Source organism: Salicibibacter cibi (genome assembly GCF_016495865.1).
Taxonomy (GTDB): Bacteria; Bacillota; Bacilli; order Bacillales; family Marinococcaceae; genus Salicibibacter; species Salicibibacter cibi.
Genome location: NZ_CP054706.1, coordinates 742,956 through 769,111 on the forward strand (window position 1 = coordinate 742,956; position 26,156 = coordinate 769,111).

A 26,156-nucleotide genomic window follows, 5' to 3' on the forward strand; every position below is an offset into this window, starting at 1 on the left:
TAATTGATGATAATCGCTACGGAAAAACACGACACTTTCCGTGGGCCCCCCGTGAGTGAAACAAACTGCGGTTCGTGACTTAAAGCTTTCGTGGGCTCCCGTTAGGGCACCATTACGCACGATTCGTGCCCTAACGGCTTACGTGGGCTCCCGTTAGGTCACCATTACGTACGGTTCGACTTATACCAGAGGATTCCCCTTTTTAACACATTATTACAATTGGTGGCCGCTTAATGTGGTTGAATTAATCACTCACACCAATATTGTCATTCAAAACACGTCATAGCGTGGCTTAGCTATTTTCCGGAAATCGCGCCTTCGATGATTCGTCTTTTTAAACATACGTCCTTTCCAGCGTCCCTCATATTTGGGTTTATTCTTTTTTAAAGGACGCGGGGCTTTCCCAGCGTCCCTCAAATTAAGACTTATTCTTTTTTCAGGGACGCTGGACCTTCCAGCGTCCTCCAAAATGAGACTTATTCTATTTTTAAGGACGCGGGGCTTCCGGCGTAACCCATTTGAGAATGATTCTAATTAGGGGCACGACCCACTATTGTCGCTTTTTGGAAACAATGTTCTTTACCCATTAACACCCATTTAGGGGCCCCTAATTCAGCCGTTCTGCACTAGTGTAAGTACCATAATTATTCACTTATATCAACCATAGATTTTGGAGAAGAGTCCCAATTTAAAGTGAAACTTTTATCAAAAATGACAGTTTATTGAGTAAATAACCCGCCATAATCAGCGACTTTATCCCGCCAAACCGTATGGTAATGCGGGTTGTCGGGGTGACTCTCCCCTTCCCGGGACGTTAGTTCGATCCATACACGCGGACCGTCAATTCTTACATAAGCGCCTGTATCTTCAACGTCCGGAGAGCCGGACCAGGCAATATGTGTGTTTTGCAGCGCATCTTCAGAAAGATAGGCGTTAAGCAACGCATGACCGGCTTCATCAGGTGCATCGTCCACCCAGGCTTTGATAGCCTTTTGAACGAGGATTTGCTGTTTTTTATCCAGGTTAGCATAAGCAATTCCTTCTGTTTCTGGATAATTTCCATCTTCCCCGGGACCGACAACAACGTCGTCAAACGTTTTCTCCATTTCAGCGCTCTCCAGTTGTTCGTCATCGAGCGAATGCAGCATGGCTTCCATACTTGTGATCCGTTCATCGATGGGTCGATATGTCACATTATCCCACATGGTAAACGCTCGCGGTTCAACTCCCGTAAATTGAGGGGTAGCCCCCGCCTCCTTGCCGTTAAACACAAGATTTTTAGCGAGATGGTGCCCGCTGAACTGTAACATCCATGGCTCGTTATCCGATGGCGTACCGAGAATGGAAATAAAATACAAGCCGGTTCCTAACGTGTCATCATTGTATTCCGTGCGTTGAAATGCATCGGCTTTCATGATTTCCGTTAATGTTTGGAAACCTTCCTCGCTTAGGGATGCTTTCATCAGTTTTAAAGCGGCCTTTATGCTTTTTTCGGACAAATCCCCGAGCGCTATGCCATTTCGGTTTTCATAAGTGGCCGGGACATTGCTCCATGTCGTAGCGTTTTCTTCGGTTAATTCATTGCGGACGATCTCTTGCTGCTCTTCGCTAAGTGTTTCCAGAAAAGCATCAGCAAGCGACGCTTGATCCGTTTCATCCACGTTTTCATGAAGGGACTCATTGATCAGTTCAAGAAGTGAAGCTGTTTCTTCCGATTGGGTTTTTGTGATGGATGTTGCTTCAACATCAAGGGGTACGGCAGAAACCATTATAATCATGGCCATTGTTAATCGTTTTATTTTTCTTCCAAGGTTGTCCATCGTCTTCCTCCATCGTGTATATGTATGTCCTATCCATAGCTTGCCCAGAATTTCATCTGCTAAAATAAAAAAATCCAGGGCTCGTAATGGATTCACATGAAGGCACTCGTATTCGTTGACAACCCTATGACCCTGCCTTATAATGATCACAGATATCAAAGGGGAGTAGCAGTTTATTTAAAGCCGTCATGACGGGAAATAATGCCCCGGCTTTAAAGGCAACGATGACGTTGTTTGCGAGACCTTTGCCTACGCGCAGGCAGAGGTCTCTTTTTTATTGCACCTTTGCCGGATATCGATTTTCATATGGTTCGGTAAAGGAGAATTTTATTGATCTACGTTATTTTCATCCTCGCAATTATTGTCACGGTCTTTTCTGCCATAAAAATCTCTGCGTATTCTGATGCCATCAGCCGATTGTCCGGGATGGGATCGCTGTTGATCGGTACTTTTCTGTTGGCGGGGGCGACCTCGCTCCCGGAAGTGACGACAAGTGTCTCGGCGATCTATCTGAATAATCCTGACCTTGCCGTCGGTAACGTCATCGGAAGCAACCTTTTTAATTTATTAATTTTGGCTGTTTTTGATGTTATTTATAGGCAACGAAAAGTACTGACCAGCATCGATCAGCAACAACGGTATACTGCTCTGTTCGGTTTTATTATGATGGCCATCGTGCCGATTGCGCTCTTTTTTACAGTAGAAATTCCGTTGCTCAACGTAGGTGTGGACACGTTGCTCATCATTGTTCTCTACCTGCTTAGTTTATGGGTGATACGCCGAAAACCCCCAAAAGAAGAGAAGGTAAGCGAGGGAAGCGTCAAAGAAAGGTATACGTTAAAACAAGCGGTGATCGGTTTTTTTGCCGCTGCCATTACGATTTTGCTCGCGGGCACGCTTCTAACGTATGCAGGGGACCAAATCGCCGTTATCACTGGGTTGGGTTCGAGCTTTGTCGGAAGCTTCTTGATTGCAACGACCACGTCTTTGCCCGAAGCCATGACGGTCTTTATCGCTTTTAAGCTCAACAATTCAAACCTTGCCGCTGCATCGATCATTGGAAGCAACCTTTTTAACCTGCTCATTTTATGCCTGTGTGATTTTTTATACGAAGGATCGATTTTGCAATCGGCTTCCCCGAGCCACACGGCGACGTCAGTACTCTTGGCCGTCAACGGCGCAATCTTATGCTATGCCATTTTTTCACGACATGGGCGAAACATTTATGTGGGACCTTCAATTGCTATCATCTTTATCTACTTCGTAGCAGCGGTATGGATGTTTATTTTGTGATACGATGGGGGTATAAAGGGTGAAGGAGTGATACGAGACGATGCAAATACCAGAAATCACACTGAATGACGGCATGCGTGTACCGACCGTTGGTTTCGGTACGTATGAATTATGGGGAAACGAGGGTGCAGCGGCCATCACGAGTGCCATTGATCAAGGCTATCGTCTCATTGATACCGCGTATAATTATGAAAACGAGGGGACGGTCGGGGAGGCGGTCAGGCGCACATCTGTAACACGTGAAGAATTGCTCATCACATCGAAGCTTCCCGGCCGATACCATACTTATGATCAGGCAGTGAAGGCGATCCAGGAATCACTCTATCGTGCCAATCTTGATTACTATGATTTATATTTGATCCATTGGCCGAATCCCATGCAAGATCAATATATCGAGGCGTGGAAAGCGTTAATTGATGCGAAGAAATGGGGACTTATCCGTTCTATCGGCGTATGCAATTTCCTTCCGGAGCATATGGAACGATTGGAAGAAGAAACGGGTGTATTGCCAAGTATCAATCAAGTGGAACTGCATCCTTTTTTCAACCAGGACGAACAGCGGAAATGGCATGAAGCACACGGGGTGGTTACAGAATCATGGAGCCCTTTAATGCGAATGGATGCTGTTTTAAGCAACGATACGATCAAGAAAATCGCAGACAAGCATGATAAAACCGCTTCTCAAGTCGTGTTGCGCTGGCATTATCAACTCGGCGCCGTCGCGATTCCGAAATCCGCATCTGCCAAGCGCCAGCAGGAGAACATCACGATTTTTGATTTTGTTCTGGATGATGAAGACATGGGTGCTTTAAATGATTTGACACGTCCGGATGGCCGCAGGAAGAACCAGGACCCGGCCGTTTACGAAGAATTCTAAGCTTAGAATACAATCAATCAAGTAGCTACTAAGAGGATCACATCCCAAGGGTAGCTACTTCATCTTTCTGAGAGGTGTGCACAAATGGCATTTTGGAAAAAAGCAGATAATCGTAAAAAACACCAGGATCAGGCACGGGAATATTTAGTTGGGGACGAACAGCTTCTGCATACATATGGCTTGCTGATTGATTTTGTCGCGCTCACCGATCAAAGAGTTATTTTTGTAGAAAAATCATGGGTTTCAAAACGATCGGAAGTTGTGAGCATTCCTTACAGTAAAATTGAGGAAATTGCATTGTTGAAAGACCGGAGGATGTCGATCTCGAATCCCGTTCGCATCAGCACTCGTTCGAAAGATCACCAGTTAAATTTAATTAAAGGAAATGATTCGGTCGGATTTTATAAGCAATTATCGAGACAAATGATGAAGGCGGGTGGGTGAAAGAAGGTTTTTCAAACATTGGCCGGGAATCAGGGTGGGACTAAAGATCTATGGACGAAAAATCCCCAAATAATAGGGGGACTTTTTCAACGCTTTTAATTTGACAATTATTTTTAATCGTGCAATAATTAGTTATCTTCTCTTCCTCTCTTAGCCCTCCCTTTGACCTTTTCTGTTGCCCCCTTGCAACCACACCTTCTCTCTTCAAGATTCCTTTCAAGAACACCCATCAGCGTTGTGTGTCTTGCCTGTCAATCCCCCTAAATTGTCCCGTATCAATACCCATCCCTAAGAAAATCCTGATTGTTTTTAGACCGAATTTTTTCAATTTTAATTCCAGAAGGAGGAATTTTTGTGAGTCACGACATTTGCGGATTTAATAAATCAGGTGAAGAGATTTGTCATATTCGTTTTACGATGGGAAATCCGAATGCGTTAATCGTTTATCGCTTATTTGATGCCTATGATTTTTATGCCGGTGTAAGCGGGAATGGCCAGAGCAAGGAAGTGTCGTTGCCGGAAGCCGAGAAAGCACTGACGGCCCTTAATCAATTACATCGTGATAATGAGCCCTATGATCTGAATGACGAATATTTAACATGGCTAAGAAGTGAACTTGATAACTTTGTCATAAGTTGTTTTGATGCAGCTCAAAAAGAGGGAAGTGTACGAGTGTCTTTTGCCTAAGTTTATAGCCTGCAGACGAGTGTAGACATCTACAGACCCTCGAAAATCAATTTTCCTTTCTACTTCCCTTCCACTGAAGATTGCCCCTCTATGTAATTCTGTGAACCCTATGTAAGTTTCCCAAATATAAGCGAAGAAAATTCCGAAAAGTTGGTTTGATCTCCCGTATCAATAACATAACTATGCTATAATATAAGGTGGCGAATAAATGCAATACAGGTAGAAATACCATCACGAATATCAACTTCGAGAACACGGAAGCGGGCGGAGAATATGCCGATGACAAGCAGTCAAGGCTTGATTTGCTGGTAACCACCGAGGCCGGTGAGACAATTAATATTGAAATTCAGTTCACGAATCAACATGACATGATTATGCGTTCACTGTATTACTGGGCCGGAACTTACCGGCGCCCATTACAAAAAGGGATGGCATATCGAGATTTGCACCCGGTCATAGCTATTAACATTCTTAATTTTGATTTATTCGCAGGAACGGATCAATTTCATACTACTTATCACTTATACGAAGATGAGCAAAAATTTCGGTTGACCGATGTGATGGAATTTCATTTCATCGAAATGAGCAAACTGATCATAGACTGGAAAGCTAATAAACTTGACCCATGGAATGATGTATTGGCGAGGTGGCTGTTGATGCTCGGGATGGTTGATCGTAGGAACAGCAAAGTCTATGATGATAAAATTAAAGGAAGGCAGGCTAAAACCGCCACCTCCTGTGGCAACGCCTGCAGAACCCACCTCGTGTGGGTCCGAGGAGGATCGCCATGAAAGATGATACATTATACGATGCCTTCAGTCACTGGGAAGAACTCAGCTCAACAAAAGAACAGCGCGTAGCCTATGAAGAACGGGCGAAACAGATTATGGATGAAGAGGCTGCAAAACGGGAATTCGAACTTCGGAAACAGGACGCGAGAAGGGAAGGTTTAGAAGAAGGCAGAAAAGAAGGTAAGAAAGAAGGAAAACAAGAATCACTAGAAACCGTTGCCCGCAGCCTTTTAGAAGAAGGTTTGGTGCTGCGCCCTATAGCTTCACCTTCCCCTCGCCCCTAAAGCCTCATTGTTGTTGCATGAAGCCAAGAAGGCTACAATAAAATGAAAGAGATCAGTTGCGCAGTCTACACAGAGGCTGCCTTCATTTTTATTAAAAGGGGTCTTCATAATGATTGCAACAGACAATAAAGATATCCAAGGATTGAAAGAAGCGGGACAGGTGATCGCGGGGATTCGTGATGAAATGATCGGTCGGACGAAGCCTGGCGTGAAAACAATCGAGCTTGATGAATTGGCAGGGGAGATGTTTGCGGATAGTGGCGCGGTTTCGGCGCCGATCAGCACGTATGGTTTTCCGGGGAATACATGTATCTGTATCAATGAAGAAGTTGCCCATGGAATCCCCGGCGAGCGAGCCATTCAGGAAGGGGACCTCGTCAACATCGATGTGTCCGGCGCCTACAACGATTATTGGGTGGATACGGGCATGTCCTTCGTCGTCGGCGAAGCAACACCGTCCCAAAGCCGGCTGCTCGAGGCGACAAAGAAAGTTTTTGATGCCGGACTAGCAAAATTTCAGGCAGGGGGCAAGCTGAACAATGTGGGGCGTGCCGTTCATAAAACAGCAAGAGAAGAAGGGTTCAAAGTCATTAAAAATTTAACCGGGCACGGCGTCGGCCATTCCTTGCGTGACGCCCCCGATCATATTTTTAATTATTTTAACCCATGGGATCGAACACTTTTAGAAGATGGCATGGTAATTGCCTACGAGCCATTCGTCTCTACGAAAGCCGAACAAATTTATGAAAAAGAAGATGGTTGGACGCTAACGACACGGGATAAAAGCATGGTCGCCCAGATCGAACATACCATTATTGTGACAAAAAACGAGCCGATCATTGTAACGTGAGGTGAAAAGGCGATGAAAATTGAAGTTCTCCGGGAAGACATAACGACACTCGATGTAGATGCGATCGTTAACGCTGCCAACAAAACGTTACGTGGCGGAGGTGGCGTGGACGGCGCAATCCATCGTGCCGGCGGAAAAGAAATACTGGAAGAATGCAAAAAAATCGGCGGTTGTGAGACCGGGGAAGCAGTGATTACAACCGCGGGGAAAATGCCTGCGCACCACGTTATTCATACCGTGGGACCGGTGTGGAACGGGGGTGAAAATAACGAAGACGAGCTGCTTCAAAATTGTTATAAAAATTCCTTGCAGGTCGCGGTGGAGCATGATCTGAAAACGATCGCGTTTCCTAATATCAGTACCGGCGTTTATGGATTTCCGAAGGAACGTGCGGCAAGGGTTGCAGTAGAAACGGTCGAACAAAAGTTTGGGTATAAACCTTCGATTGAAAAAGTTTTTTTTATTTGTTTTGACATGGAAAATTATGATTTGTATGAAGGCATGATAAAAGAGTAGATATGAAAAACGCACCTGGCAATTTGCTCAGGTGCGTTTTTCACGTTATGAGTGTCAGTCGTATCCAATCGTTTAGTTGTTCATTGGAAAAGATTCAACTCCTAACTTTTTATTGTTTGTGTTTCTTTTCTTACTTCCTTCAGTAAAACATAGGATATAAACAACAATATAATGGTAAATGGAGAGGCGATAACAATTGAGATGGTTCTCACTGCATCGACACCACCGGCTAATATAAAAACAGTCGCAGCCCCTGCGGTAACCACTCCCCAGGTTATTTTAACGAAAGATGATGGATGAAGGTTTCCATTATTGCTTAGCATTCCAAGTACAAAAGTGGCTGAGTCAGCTGAAGTGATAAAGAAAGCAAAAATCAATATAATTGCGAGTACACTAAGCAAAAACCCCAACGGCATGCTTTCGAAAAACATAAATAACGCTGCTTCAACATCGGCATTAATATTACTTGCGAGCGCTGTATAGCCTAAATTATGAACGAAATGCAAAGCAGAACCTCCGATAACTGAAAACCAAACAAAAGATACTAACGAAGGAATTAATAAAACAGCCGAAACAAATTGCCTAATCGTACGGCCTCTGGATATTCTTGCAATAAAAGCGCCGACGAAAGGTGCCCATGTTGTCCACCAAGCCCAATAAAAGACTGTCCAATTGCCAATCCATTGACTGGCTTCACCATTAAAAGCGTCCAGTCTTAAACTCATAGGCACAATGTTCCCAACATAGCTTCCCGTTGTACTAATTAACATTTCGAAAATCTGTTTTGCGGGGCCGACTATAAGCACGATCGCCATGAGTAAAAACACCAATGCCATATTAAAGTGGGACAAGTATTTTATCCCGCGATTTAGTCCGGACCATGAGGACATGATAAAAAGAGTGGTAGCGAGCCCAATAATAATGAGATGGGAAGTAAATGTGTCGGGAGTGCCAAATTGATAGTTTAAGCCACTTGATATTTGCAATGTACTTAAGCCAAACGTACTGGCCACTCCAACCGCCGCAACAAAAACAGCGAGAATGTCGATCGTTTTTCCGGCGCTTCCATGAATTTTATTACCCAATACCGGATAAAAAATGGAGCTTATCGTTGTTGGCAACCCTTTACGATAACTAAAGTAAGCTAACCCTAAGGCTATTACCCCGAAAATCGCCCATGGGTGTAATCCCCAATGGAAAAACGTATATTGCAGGGACAAATTTGCAGCTGCAGATGTTGATCCTTCACCATAAGGCGGCGTTGTGTAGTGGCCAACAGGTTCTGCAACACTCCAAAATACTAAACCAACACCCATTCCGGCAGCAAACAGCATTGTAATCCAGGTAAAAGTACTATATTCCGGTTTTTCCGTATCCTTTCCCAGCCGAATATTACCGTATTTCGAAAACATTAAATATAAACAAAGTGAAACGAGGATAGAACCTACCAAAAGATAAAACCAATTAAAGTTCGCGACAGCAAAGTCCAAGAAAACGGATGCTTGTTCACCTAACCAATCATAAAAAATAACGCCGACAACGACAAATACAATGCTTAACAGCAGAGAAATTTTATAAACACTATTCCCTTTTAACAAAACTAATTCCACCCCAGAACGTCCAAATATATTGTCAAAACGAGTTAAAGTCAAGCTAAACAAGGATCGTTAATACCGTTCGTAACACATAATCATGACTATAACATAATCATGATTATATATACAATGTGTTTATTATATAAACAGGCGCGTTGATTATCCTAATTTATCCAACCGCGGCGCTTTGTTACACCCCTTTAAAGATGTATACTATGGTAAATTTGCCGTTCGGCACTCATTATCAACCCCCAAAACCCGAGCCTGAGGACTCATCTGGCTCCTGAGTCAACCTCGGAGTCCGCAGATCTCGTTTCTGAGGACTCAATATAGGACACCTATGGATAGGTATTTTATGGTAAATCAACACGACTGTTATATAAAGAATAATTCCATCTAAAGTAAAGATAAGGGTTTATATTTTGAAAAATTGTACGGCATGTCCATATCGGGAAAACCATCGGGCATTGGGATCATGTCGCTAATTAGGGATTGTTGAATAACGGAAAAAGACTGGCACATAAGCATTTTCCGTTGGTGTTGTCAAAGTTGGATGCAAGGAACCCACCCTATAAGCAAAAAACCCTTGCACTTCTGGCAACGTACGGAGGGACGGTGCTGCAATGGCGCGACTCCAGCGGAAAAACGGACGCGTCAAGGCCCCGCAGCGCCGGTTTTGCGCGAGGAGGCTTGACCGTTCGTCCGCGGAAAGCGAAGCCAATGTCATGACAGCAGCAGTGCTTATCGCGTTTGGTGGCTCAGACGCCTTGCATGTGCAAGACGATATGTCCATTCCTGATGTTCAAACCGGTCAAGTACTGATGCGCGTAAGCGCCGCATCTGTCAACAATAATGAACAATTGGCGTGCTTGCCCACGGCATACGGAACGGCTCTTGGAATGTTAGAGCGTGCCGAAATTGGGCATGGGGAAACGGTCTTTGTCACAGGTGCTTCGAGTGGAGTTGGGATGGAGTTGATACAGCTCGCAGCGGCACGAGGTGCCATAATTATAGCTCTAACCAAATCGGATAAAATGAAGAAGGTCACTGCAGCCGGTGCAACTTACGTTGTTGACCGTGATTCTGCTGATATGGAGACAAACATATTAGATGCGGCACCCCAAGGTTTGGGTGCGGTTGTTGACGTTGTGGGAGGAAAAGCTGTAGCAAGCGTTTTATCGCTCATTCGAGAAGGGGGACGATGGGTGATCGCAGGAGCCGTTGGTGGAGCAAATATGACATTCGACTTACGTCGGCTCTACCTGCACAACCGGAGGTTAATCGGGTCGTCCATGCATACGCCGGTAGAATAAACCCTCAAGTGGTTGGAATTTTTCCGTTAAGCAAGATTCATGAAGCACAGCGGTTTTTTCAACAACGAAAGCATGTGGGCAAGATCGTTATCCTTCCGTCCGTTGGTTAACATTGACGAACCTGTTAAAAGATGTGGAGGAAGGATAGTTAAAAATAAGATCCCGAGGATGACTAAACTCGGGATCTGTACGTTTGTCGGTGTTCAATCTCTTTCATAAATGATTATATACGTTAATCTGCTCCGCCGATCGCTTTTTTGATGCCCTTAATCATTCCGGCGTGCATCCCTTCATGGTACAACGTAAAATTCAAAATCTCACCGACCGTTGAGAGGGACATAAATGGTTTCGGCGCTTCATCATCGAGTTGCCCGGACAATGTTTCCTTCAATTTTTTCGGTTGCTCTTCAAGATGTTGTTTTATTTCGTCGAGCGTCGGGATCTCACCTTTCCAATCGGCGGGCTTTGTGCCCGGGGCAAACAATTCTAAGTAGCGAGAAGGCGTTTCAATATTTTTTCCGCCGTAATTTGAAAGTAAAACGTTTTGAACCGTGTAGGTGTGGCCCAAGTTCCAACGGATTGTGTTACTAAATCCCTCGGGCATTTGATCTGCCTGTTGTTCTGATAAGCTGTCCAGTTCATTCAATGTACTTTGTCTGACCATATTAATTTGTTGGAAAATCTGTTCTTCATTCATCTTTGCATCGTCCTTTCTTTTGCCTCATTAGATAGAGTTCATCTAATTGAGAATACCCTTGTTGTGATACATGTTAAACATCTTATATTGGGACCTTATTTTAATAAATGCCGAAGCTGGCGAGAATGATTGCCGGAATGACCGACAAGATTGGAATAATGACCGATACTACAGCGATATCCTTATAAGATTCTTTATGAGACATACCGGTGACAATGAGGATCGTTAAGATCGCACCATTATGGGGAAGTGAATCAAGCCCTGCCGAAGCCAACGATGCGATCCTGTGAAATGCTTCAGGATCTATACCAAAGGTCTGTGCCGCAGACATATAAGTATCACTTAGAGCTTCCATCGCTATTCCCAAACCCCCGGAGGCTGAACCGGTTGCTCCCGCCAACACATTGGCGGCAACGGCTTGGGAAACAAGTGGGCTTCCGGGAACGTTTAAAATAAGGTCGGAAAGCTGAGCAAATCCGGGGACATTTTGCACAACCGTTCCAAACCCAACGGCCGCACTTGTGTTGATGATAGCCAAAACGGAACCGCTGGCTCCTTCATTCATGGCTGTGATAAATCCTCTGTATTTTTGAATACATAAAAGCAAATTCAATACAATGCCCGACAATAAGGCAACGATAATGTCAAACTGCAAAATATTCAATGTGATGACGACAGTAAAAAGTGGTAAAATGGATACTAGAAACGGGGGCGGTGCCCCTTTTATCGTATTTTCCACTTCATTTGTTTGCGGGGGTTCTGTATATGTTTCACCGGCCGTTGTTATTTTTTTCTCTCGCCATTTTAAATACGTGTAGCCGGTAATGGCCATAAAAGCGCCCGCGGTTAACCCCATGATGGGGGCCGCTGCTGCAGTCGTCCCATAGTAGTCTGTGGGGATTAAGTTTTGGATTTGCGGGGTGCCAGGGAGAGCAACCATAGCAAATGTTAGTGTTCCAAACGCAAGCGTTGCTGGCATTAACCGTCGAGGCAGATTCGCTTCTTTAAACATAGCTAACGCGAGGGGATAAACGGCAAATGCGACGACGAATACACTAATGCCACCGTACGCAAGTACCGCGCACGAGATCGATACACCGAGAATTGCGCGTTTTGCGCCGAGTACGTTGATAATGCCTGTGGCAATTGAATTTGCCATGCCGGTGTATTCCATCAATTTGCCGAAAACTGCGCCAAGCATGAACACCGGGAACCACTCTTTGGCAAAATCCACAAATCCACCCATATATGTGTTCGTATAGGCGTCCAACAAGTCAAGACCACCGGTGATTGCCACAATACCGGCGCATATCGGGGCGATCCATATGATGGACCAGCCTCGATAGGCCAGGATCATCAAAAGGATTAGTCCGAGTAGTATGCCAAGCATGAACATTTGCTCCTTTTTCTTAATATTGGATCTATGTTGTTTTAGATGAATATTGATACCGAAATGCTTGTTGGTAGAGATCAATGATCTCGTCTTTTGCCGGTACTTTGGGGTTGTTGGCGGGACTTCCGCTCATGAGAGCGTCTTCCGCCATTTTCGGACATGCCTGTTCAAATGCTTCCTTGTCGATGCCCCATGAGCCCAAGTTGGGAATGTTTAATTCCTCGCAAAGGGTAAGAATACGATGAACAAGGATGTCCGCGCCTTCGTTTGGTGATTCGTCTTTTAATTCGGGGTAGACGTGAGAAGCCAGTTCATGTAAACGTTCTTGGCAAGAATCTTTGCTATATTCCAAAACAACAGGCAACAACATGGCGTTGGAAATGCCATGAGGAACATGAAAAAGGGCACCAATCGGCCTCGACATGCCGTGGACAAGGCAAACAGAGGCGTTGGAAAAAGCCATGCCGGCTTGCATGGAGGCAAACATGGTATTGGCTCTCGCTGTCCTGTTGGATCCATCTTGGTAAGCAGTTTTCAAATTTTCCATGATTAATTGAAAAGAAGATCGGGCGAGCTGATCTGTGAACGGATGGGCGCGTTTGGAAATGTAGGCCTCCAGTGCATGGGTTAATGAATCGATGCCGACAGCCGCTGTCGTGTTTTTCGGGGTGGAAATGGTAAGGAGCGGATCGACGATCGCTATCTTTGGCATAAGTGCGGGTTGCTTGATCATCATTTTAATTCCGTTATTTTTATTCGTAATCACAGTGGCATCGGTTGCTTCTGAACCGGTTCCGCCGGTTGTCGGAATAGCGATTAACGGGAGCCCATCATTTGAGGCGATTGTTTTTTGGTTCATGTAATCGCTCACAAATCCGCCGTTTGTCATGACGACCGATACCGCTTTTGCCGTGTCGATGCAACTGCCGCCGCCAATGCTGACAATAAGATCACAAGCAGCTTCTCGGCAAATAAATAACGCCTCATCGACGTATGCGTCGGTAGGCTCCGATTCCACGCCTAGATAAGTAATGACGTCAATGCCCGCTTCTTCCATTAGCTGGCGACAGACCGAAACATTTCCTAGTTCTTCCATGATCTGATCGCTGATCAAAAGCGCGCGTGTTCCTTCCTGTCGCGCGATCTCTCCCACATTCTTCAAGCTGTCTTCCCCATAGACGACTTGTCTCGGAAAATGCATAGTATACATGGTGATCACCTTTCTTTTATCAAATTCGTACCCACGATAAATGCAATTTCTATGCCGTTACCAAGATATTTAGTGAAGTGGTTGATTTTGTGTTTATACAAGTATGCGAAGATAGAACAAATGGGCATGGACATTTTTGTTTAACAGTAGTGTCTATACACTTATACAGTTATACATCTCTTGCTTTACACGGTTTGAAATAATCAGAAGGTGGAAGGGGATTTTCGGTTACCTTATACAGATAGAATTAAAATCCGTTATCTCTTCTTTTTTAATGAAAAGTCACGTTTTCTAATATGTGGCACGGGGTTTGCATAAGAAATGGATGACATTGTTTATATGAGGAGGTTGACCGATGAATGTTCAAGATTTGATTGCGCCAGCCCAGTATAATATTGCTGATGCGGTGGCGAAATTCGCAGAAGGCCCTAACCGTACGGCAATTCGTTGGAAGAATGAGCAGGGAGACATTCGAGAAGTTTCCTATTCGGCGTTGGCCGCAAAAACAAATCAATACGCACATGTGTTACGGCGTTCTGGGCTGGAAAAAGGGGACAGAGTTTTAATTATCCTGCCTCGAATTCCTGAGGCCTACATCACTTATCTTGCTTGCCTCAAAGCCGGTTTGGTTGCCATTCCATGCTCCGAGATGCTTCGAAAAAAAGATCTGGAATTTCGAATGGAACACTCCGGGGCGAGAGGGATTGTGGCTTATGATCAGGCAATTGCCGAAGTCAATGCCATCGAGAACGGTCATGAAGCACTCGAGCGGAGATTTATTATTGGACAAAAGGTTGATGGATGGTCCTCGATCGAAGAACTCGCCGAGAAAGAAAACGAACAATACGAGGGTGAAAAAACATCGAGAGATGACATGGCTTTCCTTTCCTATACATCCGGGACAACGGGGAATCCCAAAGGTGTCGCCCACACACATGGATGGGGTTATGCTCATGTAGAGACTGCTGCAAAAAAATGGTTGAACGTGAAGGAAGGAGACCTCGTTTGGGCAACAGCCGCACCCGGATGGCAAAAGTGGGTCTGGAGCCCCTTCTTGTCAACGATCAGCCTTGGAGCGACAGCGTTTGTTTATCACGGAGGTTTTAATCCAGACACTTATTTACAATTATTGGAAAAAGAAAAAATTGAAGTATTATGCTGTACGCCGACCGAATATCGTTTGATGGTGAGTGTCGATGATCTTAAAAGCTACGATCTTTCAAATCTGAAAAGCGCGGTTTCTGCGGGCGAACCTCTCAATCGCCCCGTGATAGAAGCTTTTCAACGAGCCTTTAACATTAATGTTCGTGATGGTTATGGGCAAACCGAAAACACATTGCTTGTAAGCATCCAAGAAGGCATGGACATCAAACCGGGATCCATGGGTACGCCGACACCGGGCAATCAAGTCGAAGTGATTGATGAGAATGGGGCCCCTTGTTCAACGGGAGAGGTTGGGGACATTGCCGTTCATAAAGATTCTCCGGCTCTTTTTAAAGCTTACTATCGTGATCCTGAGCGAACGCAAGCGACTTATCGAGGCGACTGGTATTTAACTGGGGACCAAGCTTTCCGGGATGAAGATGGTTATTTTTGGTTTGTAGGCAGAAGTGACGACATCATCATTAGTTCCGGTTATACCATCGGCCCATTTGAAGTGGAAGATGCCTTGGTAAAACACGATGCAGTAAAAGAGTGTGCGGTCGTCGGGGTTCCTGATGACATCAGGGGCAATGTTGTCAAAGCATATGTTGTGCTCCGGGATTCCGAAAGCATTTGCAATCCTGAAGCGCTTATCACTGAATTGCAAGATCACACCAAACGTTTGACCGCTCCTTATAAATATCCGAGAAAAATTGAATTTATCGAGGAATTGCCCAAAACGACCTCAGGAAAAATCAGACGCATTACACTCAGGAATGAAGCAAAAGAGACGACGTGATGAATGGTTAAAGTTGCAACGTTTTTTTAGTATAATATTAGTAAGCGCTTGCAATCTTTTGGCATGTAAGAAAGTAAAAATCAACTTTCTTACATGCATAAGTGCAACTAAGGCTTTCGCCATAAACCTTGGCGAAAAGCCAAGGTTTCTAAAAAGGTGAGGGGTCGGATGCAAATGATTTCAAATGATCACGTCAAGCAATGGATGAATCTACAGCCGGTTACATTGTCTAAGGAAGATACGCTTCCGGAAACGCTTGTGCTTTTCTCGGAAATTGCAGACAAGGAATTGCCTGTCGTGGAAAATGGTCATTTGCTCGGGGTCATCACTTTGCAAGATTGTGTAACGTATTTATACGAAAAAAACGACATTTTATGCATAATGAAAACCGATTATTACGCCGTTAGTGAAGATTTTTCATTAAATGATAAAAAAACACCGGAACGACCGCTCTATGTCCTTCATGAAAAAAACGGTGCCCTGGAAGGTGTGGTCGGGAACGAGGAAATGATCGCTTATTACGAATACGTGCGGGAGCGAGAGAAAGATGCCAGGCAAACGATTGAATGGTTGAAACTTGGGTTTGACACGGCGTACGAAGGAGTTGCCATTGTTGACGAAAAAGGGACGATACTGTTGTTTAATGAGTCGTACAGCCGTTATGTCGGGGTAAGCAAAGAAGAAGCTTTGGGGAGGCCGGCAGCGGATGTTATCGAAAATTCACGCTTGCCAGCCGTACTGAAAACTGGTGTTCCAGAACGAAGCCAACCCCACCGATTACAGGGGCAAGAATTGGTCGTTCACCGTTTGCCGATTTGGAAGAATGGCCAGGTCATCGGTGCGGTCGGAATTTTGGTTTATGAAGGTATTTCCGAGATCCGGCAAGTCCTTCAAAGGATGGAACGTTTGCAAACAACAGACAAACAATCTGAAAAGCAAATGAGCCGAGAACCGCTCGCCCAAGGGCCGACGCATTTTGACGATATTATCGGGGAAAGCCCCGGAATTTCGAAAGCAAAAAAGATCGGAAGAAAAGCCTCTAAAGCAAAAGCAACGGTTTTAATAACGGGAGAATCTGGCGTTGGCAAAGAGCCATTTGCCCGTGCCATTCATGAAGATGGGAGTAGAAGCAGTGGCCCATTCGTGGCCGTGAACTGCGCGGCAATCCCGGAAAATCTTTTGGAATCGGAATTATTTGGTTATATGCAAGGGGCATTTACCGGGACACGCAATAACGGCAAACCGGGGAAAGTTGAACTGGCAAGTGGCGGAACCTTATTTTTGGATGAAATCGGAGATATGCCCCATACTACTCAAGCAAAAATTTTACGGGTTCTGCAAGAAAAAGAAGTTGACCGCGTGGGAGGAACCACCCCGATTCCCGTCGATTTCCGCCTCATCGCGGCGACGAATAAAGATTTAAAAAAACAGATGGAAGAAGATAAATTCCGGGAAGATTTATTTTATCGCCTGCACGTGATGCCGCTTCATATCCCGCCTTTAAGGGATCGGAAACAGGATATTCCTTTAATTATTGCTGATCGGCTGCCGAAATTAAGTGAGGAAAACGAAACGCAGGAAACGACGATTGAAAAAGAAGTCTTGGAAAGGATGTTTCAATACGATTGGCCGGGGAACGTGCGAGAGTTGTTAAATGTTTTAGAGCAAATGTTCCATTTATGCGAGGATGATCACATTCGACTCGAAGATCTTCCGGATGGTTTCAATGAACAAACTCAAGTGACTGAATCTTTAAGTGAGTGGCAGGAAAGAAAACAAAAGCAAGAAGAAAAATTTGAACGAAAACAGATCGAGAAGGTTTTGGGAGAAGTAGATGGCAATAAATCAAAGGCAGCGAAACGCTTAGGGATCTCTCGGGCGACGTTATATAATAAACTTTCCCGTTTTTCGTGACGGTTTGGAAGTATGGCACAATTATTGCATTTAAATTAAGGGAAAGGAAGGTGATTGAGATGTATAAAAAAATTTTAGTTGCTGTGGATGGATCAGTACAGTCCGAACAAGCGTTGGATAAAGCTATTCAATTGGCAAAACTCCACGGTGCATCATTGACAATCGCGCATGTTGTTGATATTCGAAATTTCTACACACAGGATTATACCCCTCAATCGTTGTATGATGAAACAGAAAAAAAAGCGGAGCAAATGCTAAAAGAATATAAAGAAAAAGCCGGTGATGAAGGATTGAAAGATGTAGAAACATTATTGAGATCCGGAAATCCACGAAATCAATTAACCGGAAAACTACTCACCGAAAATGACGTCGATTTATTGGTCACCGGTTCCACCGGCCGCAATGCCTTTGAACGAATGCTGATTGGCAGTGTGGCAGAAGCCTGTGTGCGACACGCATCTTGTGATGTAGTGACTGTGAGAAGCGCGCTCACATAAGCCAATGATAAAAGCCGATTACAAAAGGGGGTCAGATGATGAGCACACGGTTATCGGGAACACCTTGGTGGGAGGATCTATTGGACTATCCCGACATTTTCACACCGGAAGACTTAACCGAGGACGAGGTCATGATCGCGAAAACGACGGAAAAATTCGTGGAACAGCAAATCCTTCCGAATGTGGAGAGCTTGGAACTGCATGATTACCAAAAGGAGCAAGAAACATTTGCGGCAGCGGGCGAGCTCGGACTTTTAGCTATTGAAATCCCGGAAGCTTACGGGGGGCTCGAACTCGGCAAGCACGTCGCCGGGCTGGTAGCCGAAAATATCGGGAATGGCGGAGGTTCGTTCAGTGTCTCCTATAACATTCACGCGGGCGTCGGTACGTCTCCTTACGTTAACTATGGAAATGAGGAACAAAAGAAAAAATATCTCTCACAGCTCGGAAGCGGAGCGTGGGTCGGGGCCTATGCATTAACAGAGCCGTCTGCCGGTTCCGATGCCCTTAAAGGAAAAACGAAAGCGGTATGGAATAAAGAGAAAAACGCATGGGTTCTGACGGGCGAAAAGCAATGGATAACGAACGCGAAACTTGCCCAAGTTTATGTCGTCTTTGCCAATACTGATGCCGGCATGACCGCGTTTATCGTGGAAAGGGAGATGGACGGACTTTCCGTTGGCCCAGAAGAAAAAAAGATGGGCATTAACGGTACATCAACGGCCACGCTTATCCTCGATGAAGTAGCGGTTCCGCAAGAAAATATGCTCGGTGAGGTTGGAAAAGGACACAAAATTGCAATGAATACGCTCAACTTGGCACGCTTAAAATTGTCCTTTGCAAATCTGGGCACAGCTAAACGGGCGTTAGAATTGAGCGTTAAATATGGAAAAGAACGAAAACAATTTCAGCAACTGCTCGTTGATTTTCCAATGATCAAGGAAAAAATCGCGACTATGAACACCGCGATCTTCGGTGTTGAAAGCTTGGTGTATCAAACCGCAGCACGTATTGACGATGCGTTGGAGAAAAGCAGCGAGCAAGATGCGCAGGCAGTCGTCGGCCAATTTATCGCCGAATGCGCCGCCGGCAAAATTCAAGGTTCGGAAGTGCTTGCAGCTGTTGCTGATGAAGCGGTTCAAATACACGGTGGATACGGATTTATGCAAGAATACGAGGTCGAACGGATTTACCGTGACGCTCGTATTAGCCGTATTTTCGAAGGGACGAATGAGATTAATCGACTGGCGGTGGCGAAGGATTTGTTTTCCCGATTCCGGGATCAACCGGTTGAAAAACAAATCGAAACCGACCGGAATGCCATTTTTATTTTGGAAGCGGAGCGGCATTTTACTGATCTATTGAAAACAGGCGTAGCGAAAAATCAGGAATTCTCGCGTTTGGTTGCCGATATTTACAAGGAAATTAGTGTCATGCGCGCCGCTTATTTACGCACTGAAAAAGCAGGGAGCGGAGCTACGCTTAAGCAGTTGATGACAGATGTCATTTGCGAAGAAGGATATGAAAAAGTGGAAAGGGATCTTATTCGGCTTTGGAGTGCGGTTGACGAAGGAGCGAAAGGACAAGAAATGATCGGAAGCATTCGCGCCCGTGCACATATGCCAGCTGCTGAAAACGTGTTGAAGAAAAAAAGAGACATTAGCGAGTACGTCATTACCGCTGGAAAATATCAGACGTAAACGGGGGAGTTTTTTATGAAGAAGATTGGTTTTATCGGCCTTGGAAATATGGGAATGCCGATGTCGGAAAACCTGGTAGATGCCGGCTACGACGTGTATGGGGTTGATGTAAACCATGAAGCGGAAACGCGTTTTGAAAAAGCCGGCGGACAGGTCGGACGTTCCATGGATGATTTGGCAAAATCCTGTGATGCGATTATCACCAGTTTGCCTTCGGTAGAAGCCTATGAATCTGTGTATCTCGGCGAAGACGGATTAGTTCGAAATAGCCACGAGAACATTCTGCTTCTGGACACAAGCACCGTGGCTCCGGAGAGCAATAAAAAAGTGGCCGAGGTAGCGAAGGAACAGGCTGTACGTTTTTTGGAAACGCCGGTGAGCGGGGGCGTCGTCGGTGCTGTGAACCGGACGCTGACGTTTATGGCGGGCGGTTCTAAGAAAATTTATGATGATGCGTTTCCGCTTATGGATGTGCTTGGCGAGGATATTTTTCATATTGACGAACGAATTGAAAGCGGGACGCTGACGAAACTGATTAACAATTTGTTCATTGGTTTTTACACAGCTGGAGTCAGTGAAGCGCTTGCGTTGGCCAAAAAACAAAACATGGATTTGGATGCGCTGTTTAACGTGTTAAGTGTCAGCTATGGCCAGAGCCGTATCTATGAACGGAATTACAAAACTTTCATCGCCAACGATAATTACGATCCAGGCTTTACATTAAAGTTATTGCATAAAGATTTAAATTTTGTAAAAGAAACAATGACAAAAGAAAACCTCCACCTACCGGTGACAGACGTGTTATTGCAAGTTTATGAGGAAGCGAAAGAGGCAGGGTTGGGAGCAAATGACATGGCTGTGCTCTATGAGCATGTTGGCAAACAAGATATTTCATTTGAAGCGAAAAAGGAGCGAATAAAATGACCACGGATGTAAAAACAATGCGCAACGCGATCAATGGCGAATGGGTAGATACGGAGGGTGGTGTTACAGAATCGGTTCCAAACCCGGCAACCGGGGAAACGATCGCCACAGTGCCAATCTCAACGGCGGCGGACGTTGACCGAGCGGTGGAGGCAGCGAAAGAAGCGTATGAAAGTTGGTCATTAGTGCCGGTGCCCGATCGGGCGCGTTATATGTTCAAGTATTTACAGCTATTGAATGAACATCGGGAAGAATTGGGCGAAATTATCACGCTAGAAAATGGAAAAACATTGAAAGATGCCCACGGAGAAGTGCAAAGAGGCATTGAAGTCGTCGAACTCGCGACATCGGCGCCCAATTTAATGATGGGGGATGCATTACCGCAGATTGCTCGCGGCATTGATGGTTCGGTCTGGCGCTATCCTCTCGGTGTCGTCGCAGGCATTACACCGTTTAATTTTCCGATGATGGTGCCCTTATGGATGTTTCCGTTGGCGATCGCTTGTGGCAATACGTTTGTTTTAAAAACATCGGAGCGAACGCCACTGTTAGCGGAGCGGCTCGTAGAATTGTTTTATGAAGCAGGCTTTCCCAAAGGCGTGTTAAACCTCGTTCACGGAGCAAAAGATGTCGTCAACCGTGTGTTAACGCAACCGGATATCGAAGCGATTTCGTTCGTTGGTTCCGAGCCTGTCGCCAAACATGTCTATGAAACCGGCACCGCCCATGGCAAGCGAGTGCAAGCATTGGCCGGAGCGAAAAATCATGCGGTCGTTATGCCGGGCTGCCATATGGAGAAAACGGTTGAAGGCGTCATAGGGTCTGCGTTCGGCAGCAGCGGCCAACGATGCATGGCTTGTTCGGTCGTGGCCGTTGTCGATGACATTGCCGATGAATTTATGGAGAATCTCACCGCCGCGACAAAAGATTTGAAGGTCGGGGATGGAAGATACGAAGAGAATTTTGTTGGACCGGTCATCCGGGAGACGCATAAAGAGCGGGTCCTCGGATATATTGACCAAGGCGTTCAGGAAGGCGCGGATCTCGTCGTTGATGGGCGTGATAAAGGAGCGGAAAAAGAACAAGGCTTTTATGTCGGCGCTACGATCTTTGACCATGTAAATACCGATATGGCCGTTTGGAAAGATGAAATTTTCGCACCGGTGCTTAGCGTTGTACGTGTCCGTGATCTTGACGAAGCCATCGCGGTAACGAACCATTCACGGTTCGCAAATGGAGCGGTCATTTATACGTCAAACGGCAAAGAAGCGCAAACATTTCGCGACCGTATCGATGCCGGTTTGATCGGCGTCAACGTTAACGTACCTGCACCAATGGCATTCTTCGCTTTTGCCGGCAATAAAGCGTCCTTTTACGGAGATTTAGGCACGAACGGGAAAGACGGAGTGCAATTTTATACGAGGAAGAAAGTCGTTACGGAGCGGTGGTATTAAACAATTTAAATTGACGGAGAGCCCATATAGGGTTCTCTCACTTAAGAAAATGAATGGTTTGCTCCCAAAAAGGTAGGTTTTTTCAAAATATGTCCTTAAAAACACAGTATATTGTTTTACGACCGCCGTATTAAACACTACATGTTGTGGCAAAAATGCTTATCTGACCTTTTTGGGTGAGAACCAATGAATGCGTTTTAAAACACTGATAATATATTAGAAAAATTGCTAAAAATTAGTAATTAAAAGATACTAATTTCTCATGGAGGTGGATTTGTGAAAGCTTATAAAAAAGAAGTGAAATTCACATTTTGGATGGTGCTAGCTTTTATTGCTTTTGGAAATGGATTTGGAATCATGTTTTCCATGTTTCCCTTTGATGGAGTTTTGTTATTTGGTTTTCCAATAAGGTACATTATACCAATTATTTTCGGGTGGTTTGGTGTCTACTTTTTGACCATTTTGGCAGGCCGGATGGGAAATCGGTTAGATGATGAAATTGTACAAGAAATTGAAGGAACAGAATCGCGAAAGGAAGTGGGTTAAATGGAGGAAACCTATCAATTATCAAACCCAATATTTGGGGTAGTAGTCGTTCTAGTAACATTCGCCTTATTTTATGTGGTAAGTTACGTTTCTAATCGAAAACAATCTACCGTTGGAGATCTATACATTGCAGGTGGTAAAGTAGGCGCATTCACAAATGGATTAGCCATGTCATCTAGTTATATGAGTCTAGCTACCTTTTTAGGCATTACAGCCCTCATTCTTGAACTGCAAATGCCGTTAATTATTTTGTGGATTCAGCTAATCGTTGCAATCCCGCTAATTACGATTATTTACGGAACGAGCCTACGAAGGATGGGGGTAACGTCTCCAACACACTTTATTCGTGAGCGGTATGGTGTTAAAGCTTGTATTATCGCCGCTGTGTTTATGATTATTGTTTCGATTATGTATGCGCTTGGGCAAATGATTGGGGTGGCGGCTGCCTTTGAGACGCTTTTAGGTGTTCCATATATTGCTGGGCTTTTTGTAGGGGGGCTGATCATTGTCGGGTATATAACCATTGGAGGGATGTCAGGAGCGACAACGAATGCAGCTATTCAAATGGTAATTATTGCGCTCATGTTTATCCTCCCTCTGGGTGCCATTATGAAAGCGTTAGGAGGAGACGGTTGGTTTTTCCCACCTCTTTTATATTCAGATATGGTTCCTGCTATGTTAGAAGCATTCCCAAGTTTTTTTGACTATGAATTTCCAACAAAGTGGTTTATTGCGCTTATACCGGCAATTACAATTGGGGCTTTGGGACTTCCCCATTTGGCTATGAGGGTCTATACTTCGTCTAGTTTAAGAAGTGCAAGGTCGGCAATGGTTTGGTACGCTTTTGTAACAGGACTAGTGTTTTCAGCTACTTACGCTATGGGATTTGTTGGCGTTTATGCTACTGAAACTCAAGGATTATTTATTGAAGCCGGAGATGCTGACAGGTTAACGATGATCCTGAATATTGTGTATAACCCTGAATGGGTTGCGGCCTTAGTAATTGCCGGAGCTATTGCTGCAGGCGTCTCAACATTGAGCGGCAATCTTTTGTCGATTGGAGCTTTGTTATCGCAAGATATTATAGCAACGCTTAAACCGGAATTAACGGAGAGAGCTAAAGTTCGTATGGGTTATTTAGCCATATTCCTAGGAGGAGTTGCCAGTATTCTTCTTGGTATCAATCCACCGGAATTCCTTACGATCAGTATATTCTGGGCTTTTGGCTTAGCCGGAGTAACCATTGCTCCACTCATCATCATGGGAGTATGGTGGAAGGAAACGAATCGCTATGGCGCAATAGCAGCCTCATCCATTGGCGGGGTCGTTTACATCCTTCTTTCGCCCTTCGTTGCTCCAAGTCTGGTTCTTACCGACCACGGTGTTACAAATGAGATGGGAATATCCGGCGCTATGTTTGCTGTTCCCTTAAGTTTTATTATTTTGATCGTTGTTTCCTATGTAACAAATCGCATGCCAAGCCTGTCAGAGAAATTGACGACGAAAGTGGACCATGAATTAGTCGAACGGATACACGGTTGGAAGGATGTACAAGCTTATCGCTATAACAGTAAACTTGGACCAGTGATTGCGTTAGCCCTTAGTTTTGCTGTTGGTATATGGGCGCTTTTTCCTTGGGGGATGTAGAAAATTATAAGATTGGGGGGAGAAAATTTTGATTGGAAAAATGATAGTATTGGAGCGAGATGCATATCAAACATTCATGGAAAGTCAAAAAGCATCGAAATACAGTCGAGCAACTTTAGTTATGGTGGGTGTTATCTATGGTATGATGGCTGTTATTGCTAATCTCCAATTTCTATCCGGTTTTGATTCCTTATTTTTGGGGTTTGTCATTGCGCCATTTTTATTAATTGCACTAGGCATATTAATGGCGGTTGTTACCAAATTTGGTTTGACATTACTTCTTTGGGCCGGCGCACGTGCCTTTGGTGGACCGGGGCGAATGAAGGAGGTAAATCAAATTGTTTCAATCTCTCTTCTTCCAGGGCTTTTAAGTGCGCCATTTCTTATAGGGATCGATATACTAAGTTTAAGCTTAATTTTGGTAATCATAGGACTATTCTTTGGGATCGGTTGGATGTATCTCATTTGTGTCAGAATAATAGAAACGACACAACAATTCTCCAAGGCGAAAGCTTATCTTTCTGTATTAGCTTCTTTTGTATTTTTTACGAGTGTGTACTATCTCATTTTACCAGTTCCGACTTTATAAACAACGAAGTGAGTTGTTAACCGAGTGATGGTAAAGGGACAAGAGTTCGAGGCTCGTGGTTTTCTGAATGTTTGTAAGTACCCAATCTTTTGGAAAGGGTAGATTATGATATGAAGTATGAGCAAATGCTAATAAATAAAGTTTATAAAACATCAACCTATACGGTGACAAAAGATGAAATATATAACTTTGCTTTAAAATTCGATCCGCAATATATGCATATTGATGATGAGAAAGCAAGTAAAAGTATTTTTGGAGGAATAATCGCTTCAGGACTTCATACCTTGAGTATCAGCTGGAAACTATGGGTTGATATGAATTTGATTGGAGAAGATATCATTGGTGGCGTCAGGATGGAGCATGTAGAATTTTTAAAACCTGTCTACCCGGAAGATATATTAACTGTAAAAGCCCGCATTATTGATAAGCAAGAGCATAGTGACCAAAAAGATAGAGGGTATATCTCAATTTTATTAAACACCTATAACCAAGATGAAAAAATGGTTATGAATGTAAAATTTCTTGGGCTAATAAAAAGGGACTGTTAACACGGATATATAATTGGAATTAAACGGAAAATAACAGCTGCGATGGATCAACACTAAAATCTATGGTCGACAAGCCAATGTATGGATGCTTGATCAGCGCTACGGAAAACACGACGCTTTCCGTGGGCTCCCAGTCCAGCCTCCTCGGAAAAAGAAAATCGCTTTTTTCTGCGGGGTCTTCCCTTTGCGCTTCCCCACAGGAGTCTCCGTGTTTTTCCTCCGCTGGCTAGTCACTATACTAAGTGTTCACTTTTATCAACGATAGATTTTGGTGAAGAGCCGCTGCGACAAGTAGCATATTAAAATGTTAGATTAGGGACTGCTGAATCACGGAAAAAGACTGGCACATAAGCATTTTCTGTTGGTGTTGTCAAAGTTGGATGCAAGGAAATCCATCCTATAAGCAAAAAAACCCTTGCACTTCTGGCAACATATGGAGGGACGGTGCTGCAATGGCGAGACTCTCGCGGAAAAACGGACGCGTCAAGACCCCGCACGCCGGTTTTGCGCGAGGAGGCTTGACCGTTCGTCCGCGGAAAGCGAAGCCATGGAAGCGGTATTCCGGCTTCAGCTGATAGCTGCATGTTATTCAGCAATCCCTAGATTAGGGAAGCGAGGATTCTAA

Annotated in this window: 26 protein-coding genes; 21 read left to right on the forward strand and 5 right to left on the reverse strand. The window is 44.5% G+C overall.

Annotated features, from left to right (window positions below; translation table 11 throughout):
- Positions 1-719: 719 nt before the first annotated feature.
- The gene (locus HUG20_RS03600) at positions 720-1,820 is read right to left on the reverse strand and encodes a DUF3500 domain-containing protein (protein WP_200088178.1); all 1,101 of its coding nucleotides are present in this window, start codon (positions 1,818-1,820) and stop codon (positions 720-722) included.
- A 330-nt stretch (positions 1,821-2,150) separates the two neighbouring features.
- On the opposite strand from HUG20_RS03600, the gene HUG20_RS03605 reads away from it, so the two are divergent.
- The 8 genes from HUG20_RS03605 (at position 2,151) to HUG20_RS03640 (ending at position 7,562) form a co-directional block, all read left to right on the forward strand.
- On the forward strand, positions 2,151-3,113 hold the full coding sequence (locus tag HUG20_RS03605; RefSeq protein ID WP_200088180.1) for a sodium:calcium antiporter: 963 nt from the start codon (positions 2,151-2,153) through the stop codon (positions 3,111-3,113).
- 40 nt (positions 3,114-3,153) lie between these two features.
- Positions 3,154-3,990, forward strand: coding sequence for an aldo/keto reductase (locus tag HUG20_RS03610; protein WP_200088182.1), 837 nt, complete (start codon positions 3,154-3,156; stop codon positions 3,988-3,990).
- Positions 3,991-4,074: 84 nt separating this feature from the next.
- Positions 4,075-4,434, forward strand: coding sequence for a PH domain-containing protein (locus HUG20_RS03615; protein WP_200088189.1), 360 nt, complete (start codon positions 4,075-4,077; stop codon positions 4,432-4,434).
- Positions 4,435-4,788: 354 nt separating this feature from the next.
- Positions 4,789-5,121, forward strand: a complete 333-nt coding sequence (locus HUG20_RS03620) for a hypothetical protein (protein WP_246476525.1) — start codon at positions 4,789-4,791, stop codon at positions 5,119-5,121.
- Between the two features lie 197 nt (positions 5,122-5,318).
- Positions 5,319-5,912, forward strand: a complete 594-nt coding sequence (locus tag HUG20_RS03625; protein WP_200088192.1) for an Rpn family recombination-promoting nuclease/putative transposase — start codon at positions 5,319-5,321, stop codon at positions 5,910-5,912.
- The gene (locus HUG20_RS03630) at positions 5,909-6,196 is read left to right on the forward strand and encodes a hypothetical protein (protein WP_200088194.1); all 288 of its coding nucleotides are present in this window, start codon (positions 5,909-5,911) and stop codon (positions 6,194-6,196) included. Before HUG20_RS03625 ends, HUG20_RS03630 begins: the two co-directional genes overlap by 4 nt.
- Before the next feature lie 109 nt (positions 6,197-6,305).
- Positions 6,306-7,046 (forward strand): type I methionyl aminopeptidase, encoded by a 741-nt coding sequence (gene map / locus HUG20_RS03635; RefSeq protein WP_200088196.1) that lies wholly within the window; start codon positions 6,306-6,308, stop codon positions 7,044-7,046.
- A gap of 12 nt (positions 7,047-7,058) precedes the next feature.
- On the forward strand, positions 7,059-7,562 hold the full coding sequence (locus HUG20_RS03640) for an O-acetyl-ADP-ribose deacetylase (protein ID WP_200088198.1): 504 nt from the start codon (positions 7,059-7,061) through the stop codon (positions 7,560-7,562).
- Positions 7,563-7,663: 101 nt separating this feature from the next.
- On the opposite strand, the gene HUG20_RS03645 is transcribed toward HUG20_RS03640, so the two are convergent.
- Positions 7,664-9,172, reverse strand: a complete 1,509-nt coding sequence (locus tag HUG20_RS03645; RefSeq protein ID WP_246476526.1) for a BCCT family transporter — start codon at positions 9,170-9,172, stop codon at positions 7,664-7,666.
- A 534-nt stretch (positions 9,173-9,706) separates the two neighbouring features.
- On the opposite strand from HUG20_RS03645, the gene HUG20_RS03650 reads away from it, so the two are divergent.
- Positions 9,707-9,886 (forward strand): hypothetical protein, encoded by a 180-nt coding sequence (locus tag HUG20_RS03650; protein ID WP_200088200.1) that lies wholly within the window; start codon positions 9,707-9,709, stop codon positions 9,884-9,886.
- On the forward strand, positions 9,883-10,470 hold the full coding sequence (locus tag HUG20_RS03655) for a zinc-binding dehydrogenase (protein ID WP_200088202.1): 588 nt from the start codon (positions 9,883-9,885) through the stop codon (positions 10,468-10,470). Before HUG20_RS03650 ends, HUG20_RS03655 begins: the two co-directional genes overlap by 4 nt.
- Positions 10,471-10,702: 232 nt before the next feature.
- On the opposite strand, the gene HUG20_RS03660 is transcribed toward HUG20_RS03655, so the two are convergent.
- From HUG20_RS03660 to HUG20_RS03670, 3 genes are all read right to left on the reverse strand, one after another.
- The gene (locus HUG20_RS03660) at positions 10,703-11,167 is read right to left on the reverse strand and encodes a DinB family protein (RefSeq protein WP_200088204.1); all 465 of its coding nucleotides are present in this window, start codon (positions 11,165-11,167) and stop codon (positions 10,703-10,705) included.
- A 100-nt stretch (positions 11,168-11,267) separates the two neighbouring features.
- A complete protein-coding gene (locus HUG20_RS03665) occupies positions 11,268-12,557 on the reverse strand; it encodes a GntP family permease (RefSeq protein WP_200088206.1) in 1,290 nt (429 codons plus the stop codon).
- Positions 12,558-12,588: 31 nt separating this feature from the next.
- Complete coding sequence (locus HUG20_RS03670) at positions 12,589-13,770, reverse strand: iron-containing alcohol dehydrogenase (protein ID WP_200088209.1); 1,182 nt, start codon at positions 13,768-13,770, stop codon at positions 12,589-12,591.
- A gap of 355 nt (positions 13,771-14,125) precedes the next feature.
- Between HUG20_RS03670 and mbcS the strand changes: the two genes are divergently transcribed.
- The 11 genes from mbcS (at position 14,126) to HUG20_RS19350 (ending at position 26,106) form a co-directional block, all read left to right on the forward strand.
- Complete coding sequence (gene mbcS / locus HUG20_RS03675; RefSeq protein WP_200088211.1) at positions 14,126-15,712, forward strand: acyl-CoA synthetase MbcS; 1,587 nt, start codon at positions 14,126-14,128, stop codon at positions 15,710-15,712.
- Positions 15,713-15,886: 174 nt separating this feature from the next.
- Complete coding sequence (locus HUG20_RS03680) at positions 15,887-17,626, forward strand: sigma 54-interacting transcriptional regulator (RefSeq protein ID WP_246476527.1); 1,740 nt, start codon at positions 15,887-15,889, stop codon at positions 17,624-17,626.
- Positions 17,627-17,685: 59 nt separating this feature from the next.
- Positions 17,686-18,123 carry a universal stress protein gene (locus HUG20_RS03685; protein WP_200088222.1) on the forward strand — a complete coding sequence of 146 codons (438 nt, stop codon included), beginning with the start codon at positions 17,686-17,688 and terminating at the stop codon, positions 18,121-18,123.
- A gap of 35 nt (positions 18,124-18,158) precedes the next feature.
- Positions 18,159-19,823 carry an acyl-CoA dehydrogenase family protein gene (locus HUG20_RS03690; RefSeq protein ID WP_425504090.1) on the forward strand — a complete coding sequence of 555 codons (1,665 nt, stop codon included), beginning with the start codon at positions 18,159-18,161 and terminating at the stop codon, positions 19,821-19,823.
- A gap of 15 nt (positions 19,824-19,838) precedes the next feature.
- Complete coding sequence (locus HUG20_RS03695; protein ID WP_200088226.1) at positions 19,839-20,747, forward strand: NAD(P)-dependent oxidoreductase; 909 nt, start codon at positions 19,839-19,841, stop codon at positions 20,745-20,747.
- Positions 20,744-22,201, forward strand: coding sequence for a CoA-acylating methylmalonate-semialdehyde dehydrogenase (locus HUG20_RS03700; protein WP_200088228.1), 1,458 nt, complete (start codon positions 20,744-20,746; stop codon positions 22,199-22,201). Before HUG20_RS03695 ends, HUG20_RS03700 begins: the two co-directional genes overlap by 4 nt.
- Before the next feature lie 276 nt (positions 22,202-22,477).
- Entirely contained in the window at positions 22,478-22,747 is a 270-nt protein-coding gene (locus tag HUG20_RS03705) for a hypothetical protein (RefSeq protein ID WP_200088231.1), read from the forward strand.
- Complete coding sequence (locus tag HUG20_RS03710; protein WP_200088233.1) at positions 22,748-24,394, forward strand: sodium:solute symporter family transporter; 1,647 nt, start codon at positions 22,748-22,750, stop codon at positions 24,392-24,394. It abuts the gene before it with no gap.
- Between the two features lie 28 nt (positions 24,395-24,422).
- Positions 24,423-24,983, forward strand: a complete 561-nt coding sequence (locus tag HUG20_RS03715; protein ID WP_200088235.1) for a YIP1 family protein — start codon at positions 24,423-24,425, stop codon at positions 24,981-24,983.
- Between the two features lie 110 nt (positions 24,984-25,093).
- The gene (locus tag HUG20_RS03720) at positions 25,094-25,531 is read left to right on the forward strand and encodes a MaoC/PaaZ C-terminal domain-containing protein (RefSeq protein WP_200088237.1); all 438 of its coding nucleotides are present in this window, start codon (positions 25,094-25,096) and stop codon (positions 25,529-25,531) included.
- Positions 25,532-25,983: 452 nt separating this feature from the next.
- Positions 25,984-26,106, forward strand: coding sequence for a hypothetical protein (locus HUG20_RS19350; RefSeq protein ID WP_281392504.1), 123 nt, complete (start codon positions 25,984-25,986; stop codon positions 26,104-26,106).
- The last annotated feature ends 50 nt before the right edge of the window (positions 26,107-26,156 follow it).

Excerpts from the sequence above, each read along its gene's own strand:
- HUG20_RS03680 (WP_246476527.1), top strand. The coding sequence starts at position 15,887 with ATGATTTCAAATGATCACGTCAAGCAATGGATGAATCTACAGCCGGTT.
- HUG20_RS03700 (WP_200088228.1), top strand. The coding sequence starts at position 20,744 with ATGACCACGGATGTAAAAACAATGCGCAACGCGATCAATGGCGAATGG.
- HUG20_RS03600 (WP_200088178.1), bottom strand. The coding sequence starts at position 1,820 with ATGGACAACCTTGGAAGAAAAATAAAACGATTAACAATGGCCATGATT.
- HUG20_RS03615 (WP_200088189.1), top strand. The coding sequence starts at position 4,075 with ATGGCATTTTGGAAAAAAGCAGATAATCGTAAAAAACACCAGGATCAG.
- HUG20_RS03665 (WP_200088206.1), bottom strand. The coding sequence starts at position 12,557 with ATGCTTGGCATACTACTCGGACTAATCCTTTTGATGATCCTGGCCTAT.
- HUG20_RS03690 (WP_425504090.1), top strand. The coding sequence starts at position 18,159 with ATGATGAGCACACGGTTATCGGGAACACCTTGGTGGGAGGATCTATTG.
- HUG20_RS19350 (WP_281392504.1), top strand. The coding sequence starts at position 25,984 with ATGGCGAGACTCTCGCGGAAAAACGGACGCGTCAAGACCCCGCACGCC.
- mbcS (WP_200088211.1), top strand. The coding sequence starts at position 14,126 with ATGAATGTTCAAGATTTGATTGCGCCAGCCCAGTATAATATTGCTGAT.
- HUG20_RS03710 (WP_200088233.1), top strand. The coding sequence starts at position 22,748 with ATGGAGGAAACCTATCAATTATCAAACCCAATATTTGGGGTAGTAGTC.
- HUG20_RS03685 (WP_200088222.1), top strand. The coding sequence starts at position 17,686 with ATGTATAAAAAAATTTTAGTTGCTGTGGATGGATCAGTACAGTCCGAA.
- HUG20_RS03655 (WP_200088202.1), top strand. The coding sequence starts at position 9,883 with ATGACAGCAGCAGTGCTTATCGCGTTTGGTGGCTCAGACGCCTTGCAT.
- HUG20_RS03660 (WP_200088204.1), bottom strand. The coding sequence starts at position 11,167 with ATGAATGAAGAACAGATTTTCCAACAAATTAATATGGTCAGACAAAGT.
- HUG20_RS03610 (WP_200088182.1), top strand. The coding sequence starts at position 3,154 with ATGCAAATACCAGAAATCACACTGAATGACGGCATGCGTGTACCGACC.
- HUG20_RS03720 (WP_200088237.1), top strand. The coding sequence starts at position 25,094 with ATGAAGTATGAGCAAATGCTAATAAATAAAGTTTATAAAACATCAACC.
- HUG20_RS03630 (WP_200088194.1), top strand. The coding sequence starts at position 5,909 with ATGAAAGATGATACATTATACGATGCCTTCAGTCACTGGGAAGAACTC.
- HUG20_RS03670 (WP_200088209.1), bottom strand. The coding sequence starts at position 13,770 with ATGTATACTATGCATTTTCCGAGACAAGTCGTCTATGGGGAAGACAGC.
- HUG20_RS03695 (WP_200088226.1), top strand. The coding sequence starts at position 19,839 with ATGAAGAAGATTGGTTTTATCGGCCTTGGAAATATGGGAATGCCGATG.
- map (WP_200088196.1), top strand. The coding sequence starts at position 6,306 with ATGATTGCAACAGACAATAAAGATATCCAAGGATTGAAAGAAGCGGGA.
- HUG20_RS03640 (WP_200088198.1), top strand. The coding sequence starts at position 7,059 with ATGAAAATTGAAGTTCTCCGGGAAGACATAACGACACTCGATGTAGAT.